General features: G+C 62.4%; 24 protein-coding genes. 14 read left to right on the forward strand and 10 right to left on the reverse strand.

Annotation, left to right across the window (positions count from 1 at the left end):
* Window positions 1-51: 51 nt before the first annotated feature.
* From AF337_RS26545 to AF337_RS45665, 3 genes are all read left to right on the forward strand, one after another.
* On the forward strand, window positions 52-1,056 hold the full coding sequence (locus AF337_RS26545; RefSeq protein ID WP_049734582.1) for a Gfo/Idh/MocA family oxidoreductase: 1,005 nt from the start codon (window positions 52-54) through the stop codon (window positions 1,054-1,056).
* On the forward strand, window positions 1,053-2,012 hold the full coding sequence (locus tag AF337_RS26550; protein WP_049734468.1) for a sugar phosphate isomerase/epimerase family protein: 960 nt from the start codon (window positions 1,053-1,055) through the stop codon (window positions 2,010-2,012). The genes AF337_RS26545 and AF337_RS26550 overlap by 4 nt, the downstream gene beginning before the upstream one ends.
* Window positions 2,013-2,100: 88 nt before the next feature.
* Window positions 2,101-2,385 (forward strand): MurR/RpiR family transcriptional regulator, encoded by a 285-nt coding sequence (locus AF337_RS45665; RefSeq protein ID WP_082336871.1) that lies wholly within the window; start codon window positions 2,101-2,103, stop codon window positions 2,383-2,385.
* A 41-nt stretch (window positions 2,386-2,426) separates the two neighbouring features.
* Here the strand turns inward: AF337_RS45665 and AF337_RS26555 are convergent, their stop codons facing one another.
* Window positions 2,427-3,062, reverse strand: coding sequence for a LysE family translocator (locus AF337_RS26555; protein ID WP_049734469.1), 636 nt, complete (start codon window positions 3,060-3,062; stop codon window positions 2,427-2,429).
* A gap of 130 nt (window positions 3,063-3,192) precedes the next feature.
* On the opposite strand from AF337_RS26555, the gene AF337_RS26560 reads away from it, so the two are divergent.
* Window positions 3,193-3,885: a helix-turn-helix transcriptional regulator gene (locus tag AF337_RS26560; RefSeq protein ID WP_049734470.1), complete on the forward strand. Its 693-nt coding sequence runs from the start codon at window positions 3,193-3,195 to the stop codon at window positions 3,883-3,885.
* 199 nt (window positions 3,886-4,084) lie between these two features.
* Here AF337_RS26560 and AF337_RS26565 read toward each other — a convergent pair whose 3' ends face one another.
* Window positions 4,085-4,822 (reverse strand): metallophosphoesterase, encoded by a 738-nt coding sequence (locus AF337_RS26565; protein ID WP_049734471.1) that lies wholly within the window; start codon window positions 4,820-4,822, stop codon window positions 4,085-4,087.
* Window positions 4,823-4,958: 136 nt separating this feature from the next.
* Complete coding sequence (locus AF337_RS26570) at window positions 4,959-5,561, reverse strand: superoxide dismutase (protein WP_003569477.1); 603 nt, start codon at window positions 5,559-5,561, stop codon at window positions 4,959-4,961.
* 210 nt (window positions 5,562-5,771) lie between these two features.
* On the opposite strand from AF337_RS26570, the gene AF337_RS26575 reads away from it, so the two are divergent.
* The 3 genes from AF337_RS26575 to AF337_RS26585 all read left to right on the forward strand — a co-directional run bounded on the left by AF337_RS26575 (window position 5,772) and on the right by AF337_RS26585 (window position 7,648).
* Window positions 5,772-6,098, forward strand: coding sequence for a hypothetical protein (locus tag AF337_RS26575; RefSeq protein ID WP_049734583.1), 327 nt, complete (start codon window positions 5,772-5,774; stop codon window positions 6,096-6,098).
* 106 nt (window positions 6,099-6,204) lie between these two features.
* Window positions 6,205-6,858 (forward strand): class I SAM-dependent methyltransferase, encoded by a 654-nt coding sequence (locus AF337_RS26580; RefSeq protein WP_049734472.1) that lies wholly within the window; start codon window positions 6,205-6,207, stop codon window positions 6,856-6,858.
* A gap of 58 nt (window positions 6,859-6,916) precedes the next feature.
* Window positions 6,917-7,648, forward strand: a complete 732-nt coding sequence (locus AF337_RS26585) for a sulfite exporter TauE/SafE family protein (RefSeq protein WP_049734473.1) — start codon at window positions 6,917-6,919, stop codon at window positions 7,646-7,648.
* 15 nt (window positions 7,649-7,663) lie between these two features.
* On the opposite strand, the gene AF337_RS26590 is transcribed toward AF337_RS26585, so the two are convergent.
* Complete coding sequence (locus tag AF337_RS26590) at window positions 7,664-8,005, reverse strand: nuclear transport factor 2 family protein (protein WP_049734474.1); 342 nt, start codon at window positions 8,003-8,005, stop codon at window positions 7,664-7,666.
* A gap of 115 nt (window positions 8,006-8,120) precedes the next feature.
* On the opposite strand from AF337_RS26590, the gene AF337_RS26595 reads away from it, so the two are divergent.
* Entirely contained in the window at window positions 8,121-9,356 is a 1,236-nt protein-coding gene (locus tag AF337_RS26595) for a multidrug efflux MFS transporter (RefSeq protein ID WP_049734475.1), read from the forward strand.
* Between the two features lie 2 nt (window positions 9,357-9,358).
* On the opposite strand, the gene AF337_RS26600 is transcribed toward AF337_RS26595, so the two are convergent.
* Window positions 9,359-9,970: a TetR/AcrR family transcriptional regulator gene (locus AF337_RS26600; RefSeq protein ID WP_049734476.1), complete on the reverse strand. Its 612-nt coding sequence runs from the start codon at window positions 9,968-9,970 to the stop codon at window positions 9,359-9,361.
* 128 nt (window positions 9,971-10,098) lie between these two features.
* Between AF337_RS26600 and gstA the strand changes: the two genes are divergently transcribed.
* Window positions 10,099-10,782 (forward strand): glutathione transferase GstA, encoded by a 684-nt coding sequence (gene gstA, locus AF337_RS26605; protein WP_049734477.1) that lies wholly within the window; start codon window positions 10,099-10,101, stop codon window positions 10,780-10,782.
* 9 nt (window positions 10,783-10,791) lie between these two features.
* Here the strand turns inward: gstA and nadE are convergent, their stop codons facing one another.
* The 4 genes from nadE to AF337_RS26625 form a co-directional block, all read right to left on the reverse strand.
* Window positions 10,792-11,625 (reverse strand): ammonia-dependent NAD(+) synthetase, encoded by an 834-nt coding sequence (nadE, locus tag AF337_RS26610; protein WP_049734478.1) that lies wholly within the window; start codon window positions 11,623-11,625, stop codon window positions 10,792-10,794.
* 127 nt (window positions 11,626-11,752) lie between these two features.
* Window positions 11,753-12,958 carry an adenylate/guanylate cyclase domain-containing protein gene (locus AF337_RS26615; RefSeq protein WP_049734479.1) on the reverse strand — a complete coding sequence of 402 codons (1,206 nt, stop codon included), beginning with the start codon at window positions 12,956-12,958 and terminating at the stop codon, window positions 11,753-11,755.
* Window positions 12,959-12,987: 29 nt separating this feature from the next.
* Window positions 12,988-14,607: an MDR family MFS transporter gene (locus AF337_RS26620; RefSeq protein ID WP_049734480.1), complete on the reverse strand. Its 1,620-nt coding sequence runs from the start codon at window positions 14,605-14,607 to the stop codon at window positions 12,988-12,990.
* 72 nt (window positions 14,608-14,679) lie between these two features.
* Window positions 14,680-15,921 carry an HlyD family secretion protein gene (locus AF337_RS26625; RefSeq protein WP_049734481.1) on the reverse strand — a complete coding sequence of 414 codons (1,242 nt, stop codon included), beginning with the start codon at window positions 15,919-15,921 and terminating at the stop codon, window positions 14,680-14,682.
* Window positions 15,922-16,059: 138 nt separating this feature from the next.
* Here AF337_RS26625 and AF337_RS26630 point away from each other — a divergent pair, with 138 nt between their 5' ends.
* Window positions 16,060-16,962 (forward strand): LysR family transcriptional regulator, encoded by a 903-nt coding sequence (locus tag AF337_RS26630; protein WP_049734482.1) that lies wholly within the window; start codon window positions 16,060-16,062, stop codon window positions 16,960-16,962.
* Window positions 16,950-17,657: a hypothetical protein gene (locus AF337_RS26635; RefSeq protein ID WP_225881132.1), complete on the forward strand. Its 708-nt coding sequence runs from the start codon at window positions 16,950-16,952 to the stop codon at window positions 17,655-17,657. The genes AF337_RS26630 and AF337_RS26635 overlap by 13 nt, the downstream gene beginning before the upstream one ends.
* A gap of 151 nt (window positions 17,658-17,808) precedes the next feature.
* On the opposite strand, the gene AF337_RS26640 is transcribed toward AF337_RS26635, so the two are convergent.
* Entirely contained in the window at window positions 17,809-18,696 is an 888-nt protein-coding gene (locus tag AF337_RS26640) for a branched-chain amino acid aminotransferase (protein WP_049734483.1), read from the reverse strand.
* A gap of 249 nt (window positions 18,697-18,945) precedes the next feature.
* Between AF337_RS26640 and AF337_RS26645 the strand changes: the two genes are divergently transcribed.
* From AF337_RS26645 to AF337_RS26655, 3 genes are all read left to right on the forward strand, one after another.
* Window positions 18,946-19,989, forward strand: coding sequence for a zinc-dependent alcohol dehydrogenase family protein (locus AF337_RS26645; RefSeq protein ID WP_049734484.1), 1,044 nt, complete (start codon window positions 18,946-18,948; stop codon window positions 19,987-19,989).
* Between the two features lie 342 nt (window positions 19,990-20,331).
* Window positions 20,332-20,799, forward strand: coding sequence for a cupin domain-containing protein (locus AF337_RS26650; RefSeq protein WP_049734485.1), 468 nt, complete (start codon window positions 20,332-20,334; stop codon window positions 20,797-20,799).
* Window positions 20,800-21,269: 470 nt separating this feature from the next.
* The gene (locus AF337_RS26655; RefSeq protein WP_049734486.1) at window positions 21,270-22,544 is read left to right on the forward strand and encodes a hemolysin family protein; all 1,275 of its coding nucleotides are present in this window, start codon (window positions 21,270-21,272) and stop codon (window positions 22,542-22,544) included.
* Window positions 22,545-22,593 lie beyond the last annotated feature (49 nt).

Below are 22,593 nucleotides of genomic sequence, written 5' to 3' on the forward strand. Positions count from 1 at the left end.
ATGCTTGCAAGCCGCAAATCGCTGGTTCTCCAAACGACAGGAAATATCGAAATGACAGTAAGGATCGCCGTCATCGGGGCGGGACTGATGGGAGCCGATCACGCGCGGATCATCGCCGAAGATCTGCCAGGAGCAAGCCTCCAGGTCGTCTGCGACATGGATGCGGACCGCGCCCGCAAAGTGGCAGACGCCTACTGTGCTCATGATGTCGACTCCGACCCCGGCCGGGTCGCCGCTCGTCGGGACGTGGACGCCGTTATCATCGCAAGCCCCGATTTCACGCACGCGCCCTTGTCGCTCTCCTGCATAAAGTTCGGCAAACGGGCTCTCTGCGAAAAGCCGCTGTCGCAATCCTCGCAAGAATGCGTGGAGATCATGCAGGCGGAAGAAGCCGCGGGATCGAAGTTCATAATGCTCGGCTTCATGCGCCGCTTCGACCAGTCCTATGTCGAAATGAAACGGGCTTTAGAGCACGGTGCGATTGGCCGCGCGCTGATGATGCACAATTTTCATCGCAATGTCGCAACTCCCGCGTCGGACTTTACCGGAGCGATGGCGATCACCAATTCCGCCCCGCACGAGTTCGATGTCGTCCGACACGTCCTCGACACCGAATACGTCTCGATCTCCGCCTTCCAGCCGAAGCGTTCAGACGCGCTGGTCGCACCGGTCTATATGGTGCTCGAAACGGCGGATGACCAACTCGTCAATATCGAGATCAACAACAACGCGGCCTACGGCTACGATGTTCGCGCGGAGCTGGTGGGCGAGAAGGCGACGATCGCCATGAACGCCGTCAACTACACCCGCGTCGACCGGGAACTCGGCCAGAGCACAAGCTACGAGGCGGATTGGCGCAGCCGCTACGCCGAAGCCTATCGCCGCCAGAACCGCGCTTTTGTCCGGTTCGTCGAAACAGGGGTATTCCCGAACATCGCTTCGAGCAGTTGGGATGGATATTGCGCCGCAAAGGTCGCCGAAGCCGGCGTCAGAGCCTTGAACGACCGCCGCAAGATCCCCGTCGAAATGATTGCCAAACCGGAGTTTTACGCATGAAGCTTGGATTCGTATCAGACAGCCTCGGCGCGCTGCCCTTCGAGGCGATGCTGGATCACGCTCGAAGACTGGGTGTCTCCGGCGTCGAGGTCAACACCTGCGGCTGGTCGACGGCACCGCATTTCAATCTGTCGACAATCCTTCGGGACAAGAATGCGCAGAAGTCATTCCTGGGCGCTTTCGCCGATCGCGAATTGGAAGTGATAAGTCTGAACGCCAACGGAAATCCGCTGCATCCGACCGATCCTGCCCAGGGGCAGGGTCTTGAGGATACGATCCGCGCGGCGGGCGAACTGGGTATCAAGACCGTCTGCGCGATGTCGGGACTTCCGGCCGGAAATGCCACCGATACCATGCCGAACTGGGTGGTCTCCTCGTGGCCGCCGGAGACGCAGGCGATCCTTCGCTACCAGTGGGAGGAGAAACTCCTGCCTTACTGGACCAAGATCGTGGCACTCGCCAGGGATCACGGCGTGGAACGTATCGCGCTGGAACTCCATGGCAACCAGTGCGTCTATAACGTGCCTTCGCTGCTGAAGCTGCGCCAAGCCGTGGGCCCGATCGTCGGAGCGAACCTGGATCCGTCCCATCTCTTCTGGATGGGCGCCGATCCCCTTGTCGCCGCAGAAGCGCTCGGCGACGCCATATACCACGTTCATGCCAAGGATACCCTCCTCAACGCTCCGAAGCAGGCCGTCACAAGCCTTCTGGAGAACGGCAGCCTGATGGACATCCCGGCGCGTAGCTGGTCCTACATCACGCTGGGCTTCGGGCATGGCGAAGAATGGTGGCGGCAGTTCTGCTACAGGCTGAAAATGGCCGGTTACGATGGCTGGCTTTCGATCGAGCATGAGGACGTGCTTCTGAACAGTCTGGAAGGGCTGGAGAAGTCCGTCGCTCTGTTGCAGGGCGTCATGCCGGTTGCGGCCAGCGATTTCAAGCCGCAGGCGATCTAGCCGAGCGGAACGCACTAGATTTCACTTCGACCGCCGCAAGAGATCGTGACGCGCTTGCCCGAAAGGAGTTCTTTCGAAAGTGATTGCAATGCTACAGCATCAGCCCTCTCCTCCCTCAACACTGCACGAACTGAAGTGCCTGATCGCCCGCCGACAGCTCGTATTTCCCATTACTCTCGAAGGCGTCGCCAGGGAGATCCTGGAAAGGCCGGAGATGACGGCCTTTGAAAGTGCGGCAGCGGTTGCGCGCAGGTGCCGCGTTTCTCCAACGACGGTCCACCGAGTTATACGGCACATTGGGTTCCAGACATTCGGTGAGTTTCGCGCGATGATAAGAGAACATCTCCGCAGGACTGCCGCCGGTCACTGCTGAAGATGTCGCAATTTTTGCCGCCGCGTCGGGGACGCGAAGGCTCAGGCGCTTTTCCACCCCTGCCAGAGGCTGAAGGCGGAAACCGCAACCAGCAGCAGCCCGGCGAAGCGGCCGACAAAGGCCGTGGCGTCGGGATTGGCGACGAGAATATCGCGGCTGCGGCCGGCGGTCATCGCCAGCGTGCCGTAGATGGCGAACTGGGTGGCCACCGTCATAGCGCCCATGATCAGGCCCTGCATCCAGACCGGGCCGTATTCCGGCTTCAGGAACTGCGGATAGACGGCGAACATGAAGATATAGGCCTTCGGATTGACGAGACAGGTGACCGCACCCTGGCGGAAGGCGCGCCAGCCGGAGCGTGCCGTTCCCGGCCCGACCGCCTCGACGGTGATCGAACTGCGGATCAGCGAAATGCCGATCCAGATCATATAGGCGACGCCGGCGAGGAGCAGCACGTTGAAAAGCTGCGGCAGCATGGTGACGAGCAAGCCGACGCCGGCCGCGCCATAGGCCGAATGCACCGCGCCGCCGGCCATGATGCCGCCGGTCGCCGCCAGCCCCCGCCTGATGCCGCCGGTCAGTGAATTGGCGAGCACGAAGAGCATATCCATCCCGGGCACGATAATGATGCCGAAGAGAAGGGTGAAGAAGAGCCAGAGGTTTTCGTGGTAGTTCATGTCAGTTACCGCCTTGTCGGTCCATGGGCCGTTTTGAAAGACCCTGATTGATTTCAATTCGATAGGCGGCTCTATACGCAAACCCAACTGACAGTGTATTGTCAGGAGCCTAAGGGATGGGAGAGGCAAAATGCGCAAGGCCTCACGGCTTTTCGAGATCATTCAGATCCTGCGGCTCGCCAGAAAACCGATGACGGCGGCTGCGATGGCCGAGACGCTTGAGGTGACGGTGCGCTCGATCTATCGCGATATCGCCGCCCTTCAGGCGATGCGGGTGCCGATCGAGGGCGGGCGCGGCATCGGCTACATCATGCGGCCGGGCTTCGACCTGCCGCCGCTGATGTTCTCGATCGAGGAGATGGAGGCGATCGTGCTGTCGCTGGCGCTGCTCGAACGCACCGCCGACGAAGAGCTGAAGCAGGCCGCCCGCCGGGTCAACCGGAAGATATCCGGCGCCGTGCCGGCGCCGCTTCGCCAGGCGATGGACAGCAAGGCGCTCTATGCCTGGGGCTCGACCGCCCAGCCGGCGGGCTTCGACCTTGCGATCGTGCGCCGGGCGATCCGCGACGAATGCAAGCTGATGCTCGGCTACCGCGACGAACTCGGCCGCGCGAGCGAGCGGACGATCCAGCCGATCGCGCTGATCTACTATTCGCAGACCGCCAATATCGTCGCCTGGTGCGAGCTGCGCCAGGCAATCCGCAATTTCCGCAGCGACCGGGTGGAACACTGCGCGGCGCGTGACGAATTCTTCAAGGGCGATGGCGACAGGCTGCGGGAGTTGTGGACCAGCGGCTGGACGGAGAAGGCTGTGCCGGGGTGAAATGTGAGGACTGCGATCGCCGCCTGCCCCTCATCCGCCTGCCGGCACCTTCTCCCCGTAAACGGGGCGAAGGGGGCAAGCCGCAAGCTCTCCATTTTTCACCAACGTCGCGTAGGGCACGTCCCCTCTCCCCGTCAGAACGGGGAGAGGGTTAGGGTGAGGGGCAGCCATCGCACGAACCGGGCGTGCGAATCATCACCTAATAAGCCAGCGTCCGGCTCTCTTCCCGGCCGAAGCCGCGGATTTCGATTCGGTCGGGATGGACGTCGACGATGGCGAAGGCGTTTTCGCTCTCGGTGTCGACCACGCCCTTGAAATTGACGAAATGGCAGGCGCCGACCTTGCCGTAATTGCCGGCGTGGTTATGGCCGTTCAAATAGGCGACGACGTTGTCGTGCGCGGCGAGCAGCGCGACGATGTGGTCGCAGTCCCACATATCGTGCTCGCCGGCGGGATAGACCGGATAGTGGTTCATGACGATTACCTTCTCGCCGGCCGCGGCGGCGCTTGCGATCTCATCGCCGAGCCAGGCGAACTGCTCGTCGCTCAGCGCGCCGTTCCACGGATGGGCGTTTCTTTCGCCCCTCGCCCGCAGTTCCGCCAGCATCTTTGCCGCCAGGACGCGATGCGGATGCTCTTCGGGGGGCGCGAAGGTGCTGACCTCGTTGCCGTCGAGCACGATGAAGCGCCAGCCGTGGCGGTGGAAGCTGTAATAGGGCGACGGCATGCCGAGACGTGCGGCGACTTCGGAGACGATGACATCGCCGAGCGTCATGACGAAGCTCAACTCCTCGCCATTGAAGACCTCGATCGCCTCGGCGAGTTTGGCAAGGCTGTTGGCGTAATAGCGGTCCATGGTCGCATGCGGCGGGACTGCCGCATATTGCGGGTCGGCGATGATGCCGAAGCGGAACAGGGGAAGAGCGGAAGATGACATGGAGCGTGATTAGGAGCGGCGGGTGACAGGGATGTGACGGCTTTCATACGAAACGAAACACCCGGCGTTTGGGCGCCGGGTGCTGAACTAAAAAGGCTGAGACATCGCCGCCCGTGGGCTGCGAGTCCGGGGCCGCTTACTTCGTGGCTTCTTCGTAGCGCTCCAGGACATAGTCCCAGTTGATCAGGCTATCGACGAAAGCCTCGAGGTATTTCGGGCGGGCGTTGCGATAGTCGATGTAGTAGGAGTGTTCCCAGACGTCGACGCCGAGGATCGGGGTGGCGCCGTGGACGAGCGGGTTTTCGCCGTTCGGGGTCTTGGAGATTTCGAGCTTGCCGTTCTTGACGGAAACCCAGGCCCAGCCGGAGCCGAACTGGGTGGCGCCGGCATTGGCGAAATCGGCCTTGAACTTGTCGTAGCCGCCGAGATCGGAGGCGAAGGCTGCTTCGAGCTTGCCCGGCAGCTTGTTGCCGCCGCCGCCCTTCTTCATCCACTTCCAGAAATGGATGTGGTTGTAATGCTGGGCGGCGTTGTTGAAGAGGCCGGCATTGGTGCCGAAGGACTTCTTCACGACGTCTTCGAGCGACAGATCCGAAAGGCCGGCTTCGGCGGCGAGCTTGTTGCCGTTGTCGACATAGGCCTTGTGGTGCTTGTCGTGGTGAAACTCCAGCGTTTCCTTCGACATGAAGGGAGCAAGCGCTTCGTAATCATAGGGAAGTTCAGGCAATTCGAAAGCCATATCAGATCTCCTCTTGCAATAGATTGCGTCATCGGCAGGTGAGGCGGAACATAGGAGGGGAAAGGGGGAGAGGCAACCGGCGAAATGTCAAAAAACGATCCGTCGGAGGAAAATTTGCCTCAGTTGCAGGGCTGGAATCGGGCGGGAAAATCGCCCGGGATGCCCGCCCCGAAAACCGCTTCCCGGCGACACACCGCAATGGAGATCAATATGAACAGGAATATAATCCCGCTTCTGGCGATGGCCACGCTTCCACTGCTTTCGGGGCCAGTGCATGCCTCTTCGGACGATGCCTGGAAACGGCTGGCGGCCGACGTCGAGGCCAAGTGCAAGACGGCGGCTGTCGCGATCGAAAACCCTGCGGCCAGTGTCGATCCCTTCGGCACCAGCCATTACGGACTGGCTTTGGTGACGGGCAAGCCGAAAGGCGCCAAGGGCCTGGTCGTCCAGATCTGCGTCTACGACAAGCAGACGAAAACCGTCGAGATCGGCAGCGAGCTCGACCCCAAGAAACTTGGTCTCGCGCCGGCAAGATAGGCTGCCCGGTACGATCCGCTCTGCGAATATGTGCCTTCCGTCACATTTCTGGGGGAACCGGACGCTACCCTTAGGAGTTGAGGACTGGGCTTCAGGGAGGTGCGGGATGGCAGCGATTCGCGGCAGGGCGGACGATCAGCAGAAAATCTATCAGCGCTGGGCGCCGGTCTATGACCGCGTCTATCGCGGCATTCTCAGCGACGGCCATCGCAAGCTGGCCGCACTCGCCGCTGCGGCCGGCACCGATATTCTGGAAGTCGGCGTCGGCACCGGCCTGACGCTCGGTCACTATCCCAGCCGCTGCCGGGTGACCGGCATCGATATTTCCGAACACATGATCGCGCGGGCACGCGAAAAGGTACGCCGCGCCAAGCTGCAGCATGTCAAGTCGCTGGAGGTGATGGATGCGCATGCGCTGAGCTTTGCCGACCGGTCTTTCGATGCGGTTTGCCTGCCCTTCGTCATCACGCTCATCCCCGAGCCCGAGCGGGCGCTCGACGAATGCGCCAGGGTGCTGCGGCCGGGCGGCGAGATCATTCTCGCCAGCAAGCTCGGCGACGGCGCAGGCCTGCAGGGCGCGATCGAGGCGGCGGTGGCGCCGCTCGTGCGTCACATCGGCTGGTCCTCCGCCTTTCGCATCCATCGCATCCTCGCATGGGCGGAGCGGCGCGGTGATTTTTCCGCGACCGATATAATGCCGGTCTTTCCAAACGGCTTCTTCAAGATCGTCCGGCTGAAGCAGCGCGGACTTTCCGCCTGACATCAGAATTTTTCCCGCATCGCAGATTCTGATGCTACCGTTCGTCTGAGGGGACCGTATGACATCGGACATCTTCTTTTTCATCGTGGTGGGCTTCTGTGCGCAGATCGTCGATGGCGCACTCGGCATGGCATTCGGCGTGCTGTCGACGACGAGCCTTCTCGCCTTCGGCGTGCCGGCGGCCAATGCCAGCGCCATGACGCATGTGACGGAGATGTTCACGACCGCCGCATCGGGGATCTCGCATGCCTATCATCGCAATGTCGACTGGCGGCTGGTGGCGCGGCTGGCACCGGCCGGCATGATCGGCGGCGCGATCGGCGCCTATCTGCTGGCCAATATCGACGGCAAGGTGATCGCGCCCTTCGTGTCGGCCTATCTGATCGCCATCGGCCTGTTGATCCTCTACAAGGCCTTTCGGCCACCGGGCAAGCGTGAGGTGCGCGACTGGGCGGTGCCGCCCGTCGGCTTTTGCGGCGGCATTCTCGATGCGATCGGCGGCGGCGGATGGGGACCCGTCGTCACCAGCACGCTCGTCGGCCGCGGCCATGATCTCAAGCGGGTGATCGGTTCCACCAATTTCACCGAATTCGCGGTGACGCTGACGATTTCGCTGACCTTCATCCTGACGCTCGGCTGGTCGGAGCTCAATTCGGCGATCGGCCTGATCATCGGCGGCGTCATCGCCGCCCCTTTCGGCGCCATCCTCGTCAAGCGGCTGCCGGTGCGGGCGCTGATGGTGGCGGTCTCGATGGTCATCATCGCCACTTCGGCGATAAGGCTTCTTTAAACGGTACCGCCCGGACTACAGATTCCGGCCGAAATAGACCTCCACGGAAGCAATCTTATCACCACGGAAGCGCAGGCTCTCAACGTTGCCGAAGCTGCCGCCGTCGAGTTTATCGGCACGGTAGCGAACAACCGCCTCGTCGCCTTCGACCGCCAGGAATTCGATTGTGATAGCGCGGAAGACCGGCTGCTTCGGCCAGCAGCGCTCGAAATAGGTCGCCCGGTCGATATGATCGTCACGCGGACTGGAGAAGGTGAAATCCTCCGTCAGCATGGCGCCGACTTTATCCTTGCGGTCAGCCAGATAGGCGGCGTAGAGATCGCGGACGATCTGCCGCCTCGTGCGCATATCGTTCATGGCAATATCCTCCGATTAACCGATTGCATCTTGCAATCAGTATATCTAGCACTTTTATCCGAGATGATCCAGTTTCGGCGCAATCGCGCCCTCATGATCGATGCCGAGGCAAGGAATGACCGATACGCAATTGGACGCGGCGAGCGTCAGGACAGGCTCGATCTACTGGAAGCGCAACCTCGCCATCTCGCTGATCGGCTCCTTCACCACCATCGTGGCGATGACGCTGCTGCTGCCCTTCCTGCCGCTCTATGTCGAGGAACTCGGCGTCAGCGACCATGCGGCAATCGTGCAATGGTCGGGCATTGCCTATGGCGCCACCTTCCTGGCCGCGGCGCTCGTTGCGCCGCTCTGGGGCCGGCTCGGCGATATTTACGGGCGCAAGCTGATGCTGGTGCGCGCCAGCCTCGGCATGACGGTGGCGATTTCACTGATGGGCATGGCGGGCAATGTCTGGCAGCTGGTGGCACTGCGCCTCTTCGTCGGGCTTGCCGGCGGCTATTCCTCCGGATCGATGGTGCTGGTGGCGACGCAGACGCCGAAAGACCGCTCGGCCTGGGCGCTCGGCGTGCTTTCTTCCGGCATCATGGCCGGCAATCTTGTCGGGCCGCTGATCGGCGGGGTGCTGCCGCCGGTTATCGGCATCCGCGGCACGTTTCTCGCCGCCGGGGCGATGATCTTCCTCGCCTTTCTCGCCACCGCCCTGCTGATCAAGGAGGAGAAATCGCCGGCCCGCAAACAGGCCGCCAAGGCAAGCGGCGGCTGGAAATCCATCAGCGATAGGCGGCCTGTGATCGCCATGCTGGCGACCGGCATGCTGTTGATGTTCGCCAATATGTCGATCGAGCCGATCATCACCGTCTATGTCGCGCAGATCGTGCCGGCCGCCGATGAGGTGACAATGATCTCCGGCATCGTCATGTCGGCGGCCGCCCTCGGCAGCATTCTTTCGGCCTCATGGCTCGGCCGGCTTGCCGACAGGATCGGCCACTGGCCGGTGATCTCAGGGGCGCTCGCCGTCGCCGGGCTGCTGCTGATCCCGCAGGCCTTCGTCACCAGCTCCTGGCAGCTGATCGTCCTGCGTTTCCTGATGGGGGCAGCGCTTGGTGGGCTGCTGCCCTGCATCGCCGCCGTCATCCGCCACAGCGTGCCGGACAGTGCGGCGGGCAGCATTCTCGGCTTTTCCATTTCCTCGCAATATGTCGGCCAGGTGGCCGGCCCTATCCTCGGCGGCTTCGTCGGCGGGCATATCGGCATGCGGGCGGTTTTCCTCGGTACCTCGGTGCTGCTTGTCGTGGGTGCTGCCTATGCCTGGCTGGTGCGGCCGCGCGATCAGAAGACCCCAGGCTGAGTTTAGGCGGGTCCGCAGATCAGTTCGACGCCGGAGCGGGCGATCGCTTCCAGCGTCTCGCGGCTGTCGCCGGCGCGGGCGCGCACGGCAAGCGAATGCATGACAGCGGAGGCAAGCCTTGCCAGCATCTGCGGATCGGCGCCTTCGGCAAGCTCGCCGCGTTCCACCGCAAGGCGCATGCGCTTTTCGATCTCGCCGTCGAAATCGCCGAGGCTGCGGCCGAGCACCTCGCGGACCCGTTCACGCTCGACCGCCTCGACCGTCGCCGTGCCGATCAGCAGACAGCCGCGGGCGGCGGTTTCACCATGCAGATAAACCGCCAACGCGCCGGCATAGACGCGGGCGAGATTGTCGCGCAGCGGAAGCGACGGATCGAGTGCTTCGGCGAGCGCATCCATGCCGTCCTGCCGATAACCTTCCAGCGTATCGAGATAAAGATCCTCCTTGTCGCCGAAGGCGCCGTAAAGGCTCGGGCGGTTGAGATTGGTCGCCGCACTCAGATTGTCGAGCGAGGCGGCGGCGAAGCCCTTGTCCCAGAAGACGTCGCGCGCCTTGCCGAGTGCGGCCTTGGCGTCGAAAGCCCTCGGGCGGCCACGCTTCCTTCCATCCTTCATATTTTGTACCGTTTCGCATTAAATTCTTGACGAGAGTTATTTTATGCGGAACAGTACAAATATTCAATGGGATCGACAGGCGGCATCGACCGGCTGCGCCAAGAGAGGAACAGAGAGAGGAAATCGCCATGAAACTCTATATGAACGCCGCAGCCTGCTCGCTTTCGCCGCATATCGTCTGCCGCGAGCTGGGGCTCGATATCGAACTCGTCGAGGTCGACCGGCAAACCCACAAAGCGAGCGACGGCGAGGATTACCTCGCCGTCAACGGCAACGGATATGTGCCGGCGCTGGTGCTCGACGACGGCAAGGTGCTGACCGAAGGGCCGGCGATCGTGCAGTTCCTCGCCGACAGCGTGCCGCAGGGATCAGCCATGCTGCCCGAAGTCGGCAATCTCAGCCGCAACGAGGTGCAATCCTATCTGAATTTCATCACCGCCGAGCTGCACAAGCCGATGGTGCTGCTCTTCAACCCGCTTTATGCGAGCGTGCATGCCGAGATTCGCGCGTTGATATCGAAGCGGCTCGCCTGGCTGAACGGCCGTCTTGCCGTACCCTATCTCACCGGCGAGGCCTTCACGGTGGCAGACGCCTATCTCTTCGTCTGCCTGAACTGGTCGCCCTGGATCGAAATCGATCTCAGAAAATGGCCGGCGCTGCACGCCTTCATGGCCCGTGTGGCGGCGCGACCGAAGGTGCGCGAGGCGATGCAGGCCGAAGACCTCGAAGCCTTCGATGCCGGTGGCGTCTACTTCGCCCCGCATGCCTACGTCGCATCGTCCGGTCGGACCGGCTCGCCGGTTCGACCGTAAACCAAACCCTCAGAGGGCGTTGACGGCCACCGGCAGCGCGCGCTTGTGGCCGGTGGCGCGATAGGCGGCGAGGATGCGGCGGCGGGCGATCTCGCCGACCGGCCTGCCTTCGAGGAAATCGTCGATCTCGTCATAGCTGACGCCATAGGCCTCCTCGTCGGGGCGCAGCGGCCGCTGGTCCTCAAGATCGGCTGTGGGAACCTTGAAGACCAGCTCGTCCGGGGCACCGAGCCGCTTGGCCAGCAGGCGGACGCGGCGCTTGTTGAGGCCGGCGAGCGGCAGGATATCGGCGGCGCCATCGCCGAATTTGGTGAAGAAGCCCATCACCGCCTCGGCGGCATGATCGGTGCCGATGACGAGGCTGCCGAGCGCCCCGGCAAGCGCGAACTGGGCGATCATGCGCTGGCGGGCCTTGATGTTGCCAAGGATGAAATCCTGCCGGCCGGCATCGGCGAAAGCGAGGCCGCCGTCCTGAGCGGCGGCCAGCATCGCATCCGCCGCGGCCTTGATGTTGACCACTACCGAACGATCGGCGCCGATCGTTGCGAGCGCCCTCTGCGCATCGGCCTCATCAGCCTGGACGCCATAGGGAAGACGCACGGCGATAAATTCAGCAGTATGGCCGCTGTCACGCAGTTCGCGCACGGCCTTCTGCGCCAGCAAGGCGGCCGTCAGCGAATCGACGCCGCCGCTGATGCCGAGCACATAGCCGCGCAGCCCTGAGGCGACGAGATAATCCTTGAGGAAATTGGTGCGCCGCGCGATCTCGCGCTCGGGATCGATCTCGGCGGCAACGCCCAGTTCACGGATGATCTCGCCTTGTTCGTCGGACAGCACGGTCATAGGCCTTTTCCTCGGTATCTGAGTCGCGGGCACTATGGCGGAAAGCTATGGGGAAGCGAAGCCGTTTTGGGGCAAGCCTGCCCTGCGTTTCGTGCAGGTGCGCGCTGGTGGGCGGAGCACCGCACACCTACCGCACGATCGTAAATAGCTTCACCGGCTCGGCAAACCCCTTCAACCCATGCGCCCCGACCGACACCACATCCCCTGCCCCGGCCTCTTGGCAGAACGGCGCCGACATCAGCAGGGCCTCTCCCAATTCGCTGCAGGCGGTCTGGATGCGGCTGACCAGATTGACGTCGCCGCCGATCAGGGTGAAGTCGAGGCGGCGGCCGGAGCCGACATTGCCGTAGCTGACCTCGCCGTAATGCAGCGCGATGCCCGCCTTCACGCCGATGCCTTCATATTGGAAACGGTCGATCTCATCGAGCATGGCGCGGGCCGAGGCGAGAGCGGCGCCGCAGGAATGGGCGGCATCGTAGCCCGGGAAGAAGGCCAGTACGGCGTCGCCCATGAATTTCAGCAGTTCGCCGCCCTCGCGGGTGATGGCCGGTACGATCCTGTCGAAATAGGCATTGAGCAGGCCGAGCACGGTGCTGCCCGGCAGCCGGTTCGACAGTTCGGTAAAGCCGCGCAGATCGCAGAGCAGAAGGGCCGCCTGCATCGATTCGATCTCACCGCGGCGAATGCGGCCGGCCAGAATCCGGCTTGCCGTCAGCGGGCCAATATAGGTGTCGAGCAGGCTGAGCTCGACCTGGCGAAGAATGCGCAGCTCGCTGGTATTGCGCAGGGCCGGCAGGATGCGTTCGATCAGTTGCCGCTCGGAGGCGGTGAAACCGCCCGGCCGCGTGGTGCCGAAGACGGCGGCGCTGACCGGGCCGTCGCCATTGCAGAGCGGCGCGATGACGAGCTGCATCAGGCCGCGATCGGCAAAGACATCGATATGCTGCCAGCGGCCATGTGCGCTTTCGCCGGCGCCGACGACCAGCGGTTCGCGGGTGTCCATGACCTTGCGCAGCGGCGTATTGGCAATCGCAACGCGGGCGCCGTGTTCGCGGTCGTGGATCTCGACCGGCTCGCCCGGCGCCCAGGCGATGGTGCGGCCGATGAACTCCGGATGCAGCGTCATCAGATGCAGGGTCAACCGGTCCACCGGCAGGCCAAACGCCTGAAGCCTGCGGCCAAGGCCGGAGACAAGGCCCGCCTCGTCGAGCGCATGGCATTCGTCGCCGGAGAGCCATTCGATGATGGAGAGCAACGCGCCGGTGCTGACGGCATTGCCGGCAGCCCTTGGCTGAAACCGGTCGAGATCGGGGGCATGGATCGCAGTTGTCATCGTGTTCTCCTCCTTTCGGGCAGGCGGCGTTAGTGAGCGCCGCCACCGGAGAGTTGGCCGGGTTTCCGGAGCAGCAGGCTTGCCAGCAGGGCGACGACAAGGGCGACGCCGAGCAGGAAGAAGGTGTCGCTGAAGGCCATGATATTGGCCTGCCTGCGTATTTTGAGGGCGATGGCGACGACGGCCTTGTGGCTGGCGAGCGCCTGATCGCTGACGCCGTGGTTCATGAAATAGGCCGTCAACCTCGCGACACGATCGCGGGTCGCCTCCTCGAAGACCGAGACCGAGTTGGTCAGGATGTTCGAATGGAACTGTTCGCGCTTCGACAGGAAGGTCTGCAGCGAGGCAATGCCGACCGCCCCGCCGAGATTGCGCATCATGTTGAAGAGGGCGGACGCCGAGCCGGCATTCTCCTGCTCGATGCCAGATGTGGCGATCGCCGACAGCGGCGTGAAGACGAGCGCCTGACCGATGGCGCGCACGATATTCGGCCAGAACAGCTGGTCGCTGGCATAGTCGCCGGTCATATGCACGTTCATGAAGTTCGAGGCGGCAAACAGGGCAAAGCCGACGACGATCAGCAGGCGGACGTCGAAACGCTTCATCAGCCGCGGCACCAGCGGGATCAGCAGCAGCTGCGGGATGCCTGTCCATGCAAGCACCATGCCGATCTGCTCGGAATTATAGCCCTGGATACGGGTGAGGTAGATCGGCAGTACGAAGACCGAACCATAAAGCGCGATGCCGAGCAGGAAGTTGGCGACGATGCCGAAGCCGAAATTGCGGCGCAGCAGCAGACGCAGGTTCAGGAGCGGATGAGCCGCTCTCAGCTCGATGACGATGAACAGCGTCAGCGAGACAGCGGCGACAACCGTCAGCCGCAGGATGAAATCGGAGCCGAACCAGTCTTCCTTGTTGCCCTCTTCCAGCACGGTCTGCAAAGCGGCCAGGCCGATCGCCATGGTGACGATACCAGGCCAGTCGCCGTTGAAAAGCAGCTTCAGGTTCATCGGCGCCCGGTCGAGCGAGGCAAAGAGCAGGCCGACCATCAGCGCGCCGGGCACCAGATTGACGTAAAAGATATATTCCCAGCCCCAGTTCTCGGTGAGGTAACCGCCGATCGTCGGGCCGATCGCCGGTGCGAAGGTGGCCGACAGGGCAAAGAGGGCAAGGCCGATCGGCTGCTTCGCCTTGGGCAGCAGGGTGATGATGATGGTGAAGGCCATCGGGATCAGCACGCCGCCGGCAAAGCCCTGAATGGCGCGCAGGATAATCATCTGCTGCAGGTTTGCCGCGAAGGCGCAGGCAACGGAAAAGATCAGGAACAGGATGGCGTTGGCCAGCAGATAGCTGCGCAGCGAAAAGACGCGCGCCAGCCAGGCGCTGAGCGGAATGACGACGATCTCGGCGATCAGATAGGAGGTCGAGATCCAGCCGCCGTCATCCGTGCCGGCGCCGATGGCGCCCTGGATATCGGCAAGCGAGGCATTGACGATCTGGATGTTGAGCACCGCCATGAAGGCGCCGAGCGTCGAGCCGACAACAGCCATCCACACGCGTAGCGGGCTCATGACGGCAGGCGTCGCGGGCACTGCAGCGGCGGGGCGCGCAAGCGAATTGCCGTTTGCTGCGATCTGAAGAGTGGCCATGACCTATCTCCTTCCGACTGTTGCGGAAACTTTCCGACGATGGGGTTCGGCGATATTTCGGGAGGAGAAGGATCATCCAGCGTGGCTGGATAATTCCTCCTCGGCTTGTCCGGAGGCCTGGGAAGCCTCGCTCTGGGCAGCCTTGGTATCGACTTCAGGCTCGACCGACATGCCCGAGCGCAGCAGCCCGCTCAAAGCCTCGTCATCGATGACGATCTTGACGGGGATACGCTGGACGATCTTGGTGAAGTTGCCGGTGGCATTGTCCGGCGGCAGCAGCGAGAATTCCAGACCGCTTGCCGGCGAAACGCTGTCGACATGACCCTTGATGGCGATATCGGGAAAGCTGTCGACCTTGATCTCGACCGACTGGCCGGGACGGACATAGGTCAGCTGCGTTTCCTTGAAATTGGCGACGACATAGACGGCATGTAGCGGCACGACGGCCATCAGTTGCGTACCCGATGTGACATATTGGCCGACGCGGATCGAACGGGCGCCGACCGTGCCGTCGACAGCGGCGACGATATCCGTATAGGAGAGGTTGAGTTCGGCCTGCTGCGCGGCCGCGGCCGCCCGGTCGCGCTCGGCAGCTGCCTGCTGGCGCTGGCTGTTGAGCACCGGCACCTTGTTCTCAGCCGCAACGAGAGCCGCCCGGTCGCGCTCGACGGCGGCGGCGGCCTGGTCGCGGGCCGACTGGCTCTGTTCGGCGCGGGACTGGGTGCCGGCGCCGTTGGTGATCAGGCGGGCGGAGCGGGCGGCATCGGACACAGCAAAATCCAGCGAGGCCTGCGAGGCATCGATCGTCGCCTTGGCCTGGCCGATGACGGATTGCTGCAGGGCAATCTGGGCGTCGATATTGGTAATGGCGGCCTCGGCCGCCTTCACATCGGCCCTCGCCTGCGACAATGCGGCCTGAAAGTCGCGGTCGTCGATGCGGGCGAGAACCTGGCCTGATTTGACCTGGTCATTGTCATTGACCAGCACCTGCCTGATATAGCCGGCAACCTTCGGGGCGACGGTGGTATAGTCGGCCTTCACATAGGCATCGTCGGTGGATTCGATGAAGCGACCGACCGTCCAGTAGCGATGGCCGAAATCGCCCGCGAAAGCGGCGCCGGCAAGCAGTGCTGCGGCGATGACCGCACGCTTGAGCATCCGGCGGCCGGTCTTCTCAGGCGCTTGCGCAACCGGGGTTCCGGCCACGGGCATCGCGGGTGCCTCAGCGGTGGGCGCTCTAGCGGCCTCCTCGGCCAAGATCCGCTCGGCCTCTCCAGCGCTTTCGAAAACCTGCTTGCGGGGTAGCTCGACCATCGTCCGTTTCCTTCGTCTGTCACCCCGTTTCTGCGAGGCCCTGTTCGATGCGACGGAAAATGCACCCTGCCATTCCTTTTGATAATCTGCTTATATCGGGAAGGATCATCAACTCTCAGCGGATAATCCGGAGACAATATGGACCGACTGACAAGCCTCGCCGTCTTTGGCCGGGTGGTAGAATGCGGCGGTTTTTCCGCTGCCGCGCGCCGGCTGAACATGTCCGTGACCATGGTCGGCAATCACGTGCAATCGCTGGAGGACCGGCTCGGCGTGCGGCTGCTCAACCGCACCACACGCAAGGTCAGCCTGACGGAAACCGGCAAATATTACTATGAGCGCTCGTCGCAGATCCTGGCAGAACTCGATGAGGCGGATCGCACGGCCGGGGCGCTGAACACCACGCCGCGCGGCACGCTGAAGGTCTATACCAGCAGCGCCATCGTGCGCTTCCTGCTGCCCGTCGTCAGCGAATATATGGCGCTTTACCCATCGATCGCGCTCGATTTCAGTGTCGGCGAGCGGATGGTCGACATGATCGAGGATGGCTACGACCTGGTGATGCGCACCGTACCACCGCCGGATTCCTCGCTGGTCGCCCGCAAGCTGACGCCCTGGCGCCATATGCTGGTCTGCTCGCCGGCCTATTTCGAGAGCCATCCGATGCCGAAAAGGCCGGCCGAGATCGCCGATCACAATTGCCTGCAATATGCCTATTACCCCTATGGCGACGAATGGCGCTTCGAGGATGGCGAGGGCAAACAGGAGAGCGTCAAGATCGGCGGCAACGTCGTCTCCAACAGCGCGGAAATGCTGCGTTTTCTGACGCTGAACGGACAGGGCATCTTCCTGGCGCCGAGCTTCGTGGTGTTCGACGACATCGCCGACGGGCGGCTGGTGAAGATCATGCCGGACTACCGGCCGGTGGAATTCAACATCAACGCCGTCTACCCCAACCGCAGCCACCTGCCGACCAAGGTGCGGCTGTTCATCGACCTCCTGGCGGAGAGATTTGCGGAGCATCGGAAGTGGATGACCTGAGGGGAATTCACACAGCGGAGCTCGGCAGGAATGCCGATCGGACATCAAAATGCCTCGACTTCGCTGGACACCATTCGACGTTAAAAAACAATGAGGTGAATGTGTCGGTTGAGCGCATAGACATTTGGAATGTTCGGCGAATGGTCATCGCCGCTATTCTTGGCACCGCGTGGGCCGCCTACGGTCGCGCCTTAGATTTTTGGCCGCTTGATTTTGCCTTTGGGCTACGAGGAGTCTTCGATTTATTGGTAGGGCCGCTGCTCGTTCTTTCGATCGTGGGCATGCTGCTCGTTTGGTTTATCAGCGCGCTTGTCGCGCTATTTCGTCGTCGTCTCCGTGGGATGGCGAGTAGCTTCATCGCCATCATCATTGTTCCGGTTTGCTTTGGGACGATCGTCACCGTGCCACTATTCGATCCTTGGCTATGGTACGCCATTTTCAATAAATCGAGTTTCGAAGCTGCCACTGCCACGAGCGGCTCTTCACAGAACAGTCCAAAGTTTGCCATCATCGATGCGCGCGACGTGTCGACGGGCATCGTCGGCTCGGGTTACAATCATTTCGTCGCTCTCATTTACAGCGAAGGCGATCCACACAAACATGTTTATAGCGACAGCGATGAAGAAAAACTGGCATCCAATTCGGTGCTGACGCACCTCTACGGCAATTTCTACAGGCGGGATGAGTACTGGTGAGGCCCCATCGTTTTGAAGTTGTCATTGGTGGCTTTGCAGATGGCTCCAAGGGGAACGACCGCGCCAGCCCTGCGCTTGCGCTTCGGGCGTTCGTCACTGCAATCGATTCACTGGATCGATTGCTCCCGCTGCGCGGGACCATTCCTCACCCTCACTCCTCACTCTCGCTTCTGCCGTGGGCCCAGTCCATGTAGAGGTCCAGCGCCTTGCGGGTGACCGGGCCTTCCTGGAAATCGCAGCTGTCGAGGCGGGTGACGCCGACGACTTTGGAGTAGTTGCCGGTGGTGAAGATCTCATCGGCGGCGAGGAAATCCTCGACGGACAGCGTTGCTTCGACGACGTCGAAACCGGCCTTGCGCAAGAGGTCCATGACGCGGGCGCGGGTGATGCCGGCGAGGAAGGTGCGGTTGGCGGCCGGCGTCATCACCACGCCGTCGCGCACCAGGAAGACGTTCGACGAGGCGGTTTCGACGACATTGCCGTTGAGATCGCGCACAAGCGCATTGTCGAAGCCGCGGCCGCGGGCTTCGGCGATCATGCGGCCGCTGTTCGGATAGAGCGAGCCGGTCTTTGCCTCGGTCATCGCCGTCTCAGGCGACGGGCGGCGATAGGGCGAAACGGTGAGGCTGGTGCCGGCATGACCGCCCATCGGCGCCTCGAACAGGCAGAGCGCGAAGCGGGTCGATTCGGCATCGACGGAGACAATGCTGCCCGGTGCGCCGTGTTCGCCCCAATACATCGGCTTGATGTAGATCGCCGTCGCGCCATCGAATTTGCCAACGCCTTCCCAGGCGAGCGCAGCAATTTCCTCTGATGATTTCACCGGCTTCAGCCCCATGGCGAGCGCCGAGCGGTTGATGCGCTGGCAATGCAGGTCGAGATCGGGCGCTATGCCGTCGAACCAGCGGGCGCCGTCGAAGACCGTGGAGCCGAGCCACATGGCATGCGAGGTCGGCCCGATCAGCGGCGGATTGCCGGAAAGCCACTCCCCGTCGACATGAGTCCAGGTGGTTGAACGCGGTGATGTATCGACGGCCATGCTGCCCTCCCCTGTAAAGCTCGGAAGCAAAAACCGCCGCAGCGGGCGGGGTCAAGGACAAATCCGGATGGGAAATGCGGAAGCAAGAAAATGCCGGAGGATGGGTCCAGCCCGCAATATTCGTGCGCGACGCCCACGCCTTCAGCGATGGGTGCATCAGCAAAAATGATGGAATGGGATGTTGGAACGGCGGCCTGCCGCGTGCGATCATAGAGAAAAATCGCGGGACAGCAGCAAAGGAAGACGCCGATGAAAGCGATGTATTACGAAGCCTTCGAACAGGCGCCCGAAATCCGTACCCTGCCCGATCCGACACCTTCCGAGGACGGCGTCGTCATATCGGTCGGCGCCAGCGGGCTCTGCCGCAGCGACTGGCACGGCTGGATGGGACACGATCCCGATATCCGCCTGCCGCATGTGCCGGGGCACGAGCTTGCCGGGCAGGTCGTCGCCACCGGCCGCGGCGTGATGCGTTTCAAGGTGGGCGACCGGGTGACCGTGCCCTTCGTTTCCGGCTGCGGCCATTGCGGGGAGTGCCATTCCGGCAACCAGCAGGTCTGCCCGAACCAATTCCAGCCGGGCTTCACCCATTGGGGATCCTTCGCCGAATATGTGGCGATCGATTATGCCGATACCAATCTGGTGCATCTGCCCGACACGATCGACGATGCGACGGCGGCGAGCCTCGGCTGCCGCTTCGCCACTTCGTTCCGCGCCGTTGCCGATCAGGCGCGCACCAGGCCCGGCGAATGGATCGCCGTGCATGGCTGCGGCGGGGTCGGCCTGTCGGCGATCATGATCGCCACCGCCCTCGGCGCCAATGCGATCGGCATCGACATATCGGAGGAGAAACTCGCCTTCGCCAGAGAATGCGGCGCAGTGGCGACGGTCAATGCCTCTGGCGTCGCCGACGTCTCGGAGGCGGTGCGCGAGATCACAAAGGGCGGCGCGCATGTCTCGATCGACGCACTCGGCCACCCCGCCACCTGCTTCAACTCGATCAAGAATCTGCGCCGGCGCGGCCGGCATGTGCAGGTGGGGCTGATGCTCGGCGAACATGCCACGCCGCAGATCCCGATGGCCCAAGTGATCGGCCACGAGTTGGAGATCTACGGCAGCCACGGCATGCAGGCCTGGCGCTACGACGCCATGCTGTCGATGCTGGCAGCCGGCAAGATCGCCCCGCAGAAGCTGATCGGACGCCGTATCAGCCTGGAGGAAGCAGTGCCGGCGCTAATGACGCTCGACAAGGCGGAGGCGACGGGCATCAGCGTGATCACGCGGTTTTCGTGAGGCAATTCCGCTTCTCGTTCCTCCGATATGCTATGGCCAAAGAGAGCCGGCAATGCGTTGCCACGACTCCCCTTCTCCCCCAGCGGGGGTCCGAAGGACGGAGCCAAGCCGTGCCCCTAGCCATCGCTCTCTGGCTTCCCGCTTTGGCACGAACGCATGGCAAGGGCAGGCGGAGCGAACAACCAGCTCTTGCCACCGCCTGGCAGGTCTTGCGAAAGCGTCCCGCCGCACCGATATCGGGGCCATTGGTTTGCCAACACGCATTATTGCGGTGGTTGCCAAAGACGGCACAAAGGCCTAACGGCTGCGTCCGCAAGAAAAAGCCAAGAAGAAGAAAGAGACATGATGTCCAACTCATTTGTGAAAACGCATGCCGACGACGAAGCGAAGCGCTTCTTCGTCCTCGGCGACCGGGTCGAACGACGGGTTCGTATCCGCGGAAACTGGCTCAACATCTTCGACGTCACCGTACCATCAGGCAGCCGGACGCCGAAACATGCGCATGCGAGCCCCGAGGTGTTCCGCATTCTCGAAGGACGGCTCACGATTTGGCGGCTGACCGACAACGGCCCTGAAGAGATCGAGGCCGGCGCCGGCGACATCGTCAGCATCCCGCCTTTCGTGGTGCACGGCTATTCCAATCGCGGGACCGCCCCCGCAATCTTTTCCGCGGTCGTCGATCGCGACATGGCCGAATTCATCGAAGCGGAAGGCGTGACGGAGCCTCCGAAGGCCAGCCCTTCGGCGGAGACCATCGCCCGTATGACGGCAGCCGCCAATGCCTACGGGATTACGATCCTGGCGGCCTGATGCGCGCATACATGATGCCGGACCGTTTCGAGCGGTTCGGCATCATGCAGAAATGCGAAAAATCCCGCAGAAATTGCCGGCCGGAACGTGGGCCCGCCGACCTTTTCGAAACTGTCATATCAATGCGGTACTATGATTTTTGCTGGACGCCTCTTGCGTCGGCACCGTTTCACCGCCAAAATTGCGACATGCCCGACAGCGACCCGTCCAGTACAAGCTCCGCCCGTTCCAGTCGGGATTTCCCGACCGAGGAAGGTGGCAACCGCTGTAGACCGTGCGATGATCTCCGCCTCGCCTTGAGCATATCCCGCAGGGAGCAGCCTTCTTCCAGATCATTGCGAATGACGGGCCGCCTCGATGTTAATACGACGATGGAAAGACGAAGGGCGATGCTGATATAGCGTCTCTTCGAATGCTTGGCCGCGTCGCCTGATCAATGCGGCATTGAAACCTCAACGAATAGGGTCCCCGTGTTTCTGGAAATTGGAATTGTGGTGCTTCTCACCATCCTCAATGGTGTGCTCGCCATGTCGGAGTTGGCTGTTGTGTCTTCTCGAACGGCCCGCCTGAAGGTTCTCTCCGACAATGGCAGCAAGGGGGCGGCGCAAGCCATCAAACTTGCCGAAAACCCCGGCCGCTTTCTCTCCACGGTGCAGATCGGCATTACGCTGGTCGGTGTTCTCTCCGGCGCTTTTTCGGGGGCCACGCTCGGGGGCCGCCTCGCGGGATGGCTGCAGACGCAGGGAATGTCGTCGACGGCCGCGGACGCCGTCGGCGTCGGTTCGGTCGTCGTCGCCATCACCTATCTTTCCTTGATCGTCGGCGAACTCGTGCCAAAGCAGATCGCGTTGCGGGAACCCGAAGCCGTTGCGGCGAAGGTCGCACCCGCCATGGCGGTGCTTTCCAAAATCGCGCTGCCGCTCGTCTGGCTTCTGAACGCCTCCGGAAATCTTGTGCTGAAGCTCCTCGGCCAAACAGGCAAAAGCGGCGACAATGTCTCCGACGAGGAGATCAAAACCGTTCTCGCCGAAGCGCAGTCGGCCGGCGTGATCGAAAGCGAAGAGTCGGCGATGATATCGGGCGTCATGCGGCTGGCGGACCGCACCGCCCGGGCGCTGATGACGCCCCGGCGCGACGTCGAAATTATCGATATCGACGACAGCCTTGATGAAATCCGGGCGCAGTTGCACCGGACGAAACGGTCTCGGCTGCCCGTTCGCAAAGGCAGTTCGGACGAGGTGATCGGCATCCTTCCGGTCAAGGACTTTTACGACTCGATGTCGGAACACGGCAGCGCCGATATCAAGGCTCTGACGCAGGACGTGCCGGTGGTTTCCGACCTTTCAACCGCCATCCATGTGATTGAAGCCATCCGGAAATCGCCGGTCCACATGGTGCTGGTTTTTGACGAGTACGGCCATTTCGAAGGGATCGTTTCCTCAGGCGACATTCTGGAAGCGATCATGGGCGCTCTCCAGGAGGGACCGGTGGATGAACAGGCCATCGCTCGCCGGGACGACGGTTCCTACCTGGTATCCGGCTGGACGCCGATCGACGAATTCGCCGAATTCCTGAACCTCAAGCTCGATGACGATCTCGAATATCAGACCGTGGCCGGCCTGGTGCTGGAAGAGCTGAAGCATCTGCCCGAACTGGGGGAGAGCTTCACGAGGGATGGATGGCGCTTCGAAGTCGTCGATCTCGACGGCAGACGCGTGGACAAGATACTCGTGTCCGCGGAGTGAAGGTTGCGGGCGCCTTATGTCGCGCCTCGAAGCGGTCCGACCCGGCCGC

Origin of the sequence: Rhizobium ecuadorense, assembly GCF_001187535.1 — a bacterium.
GTDB lineage: Bacteria > Pseudomonadota > Alphaproteobacteria > Rhizobiales > Rhizobiaceae > Rhizobium > Rhizobium ecuadorense.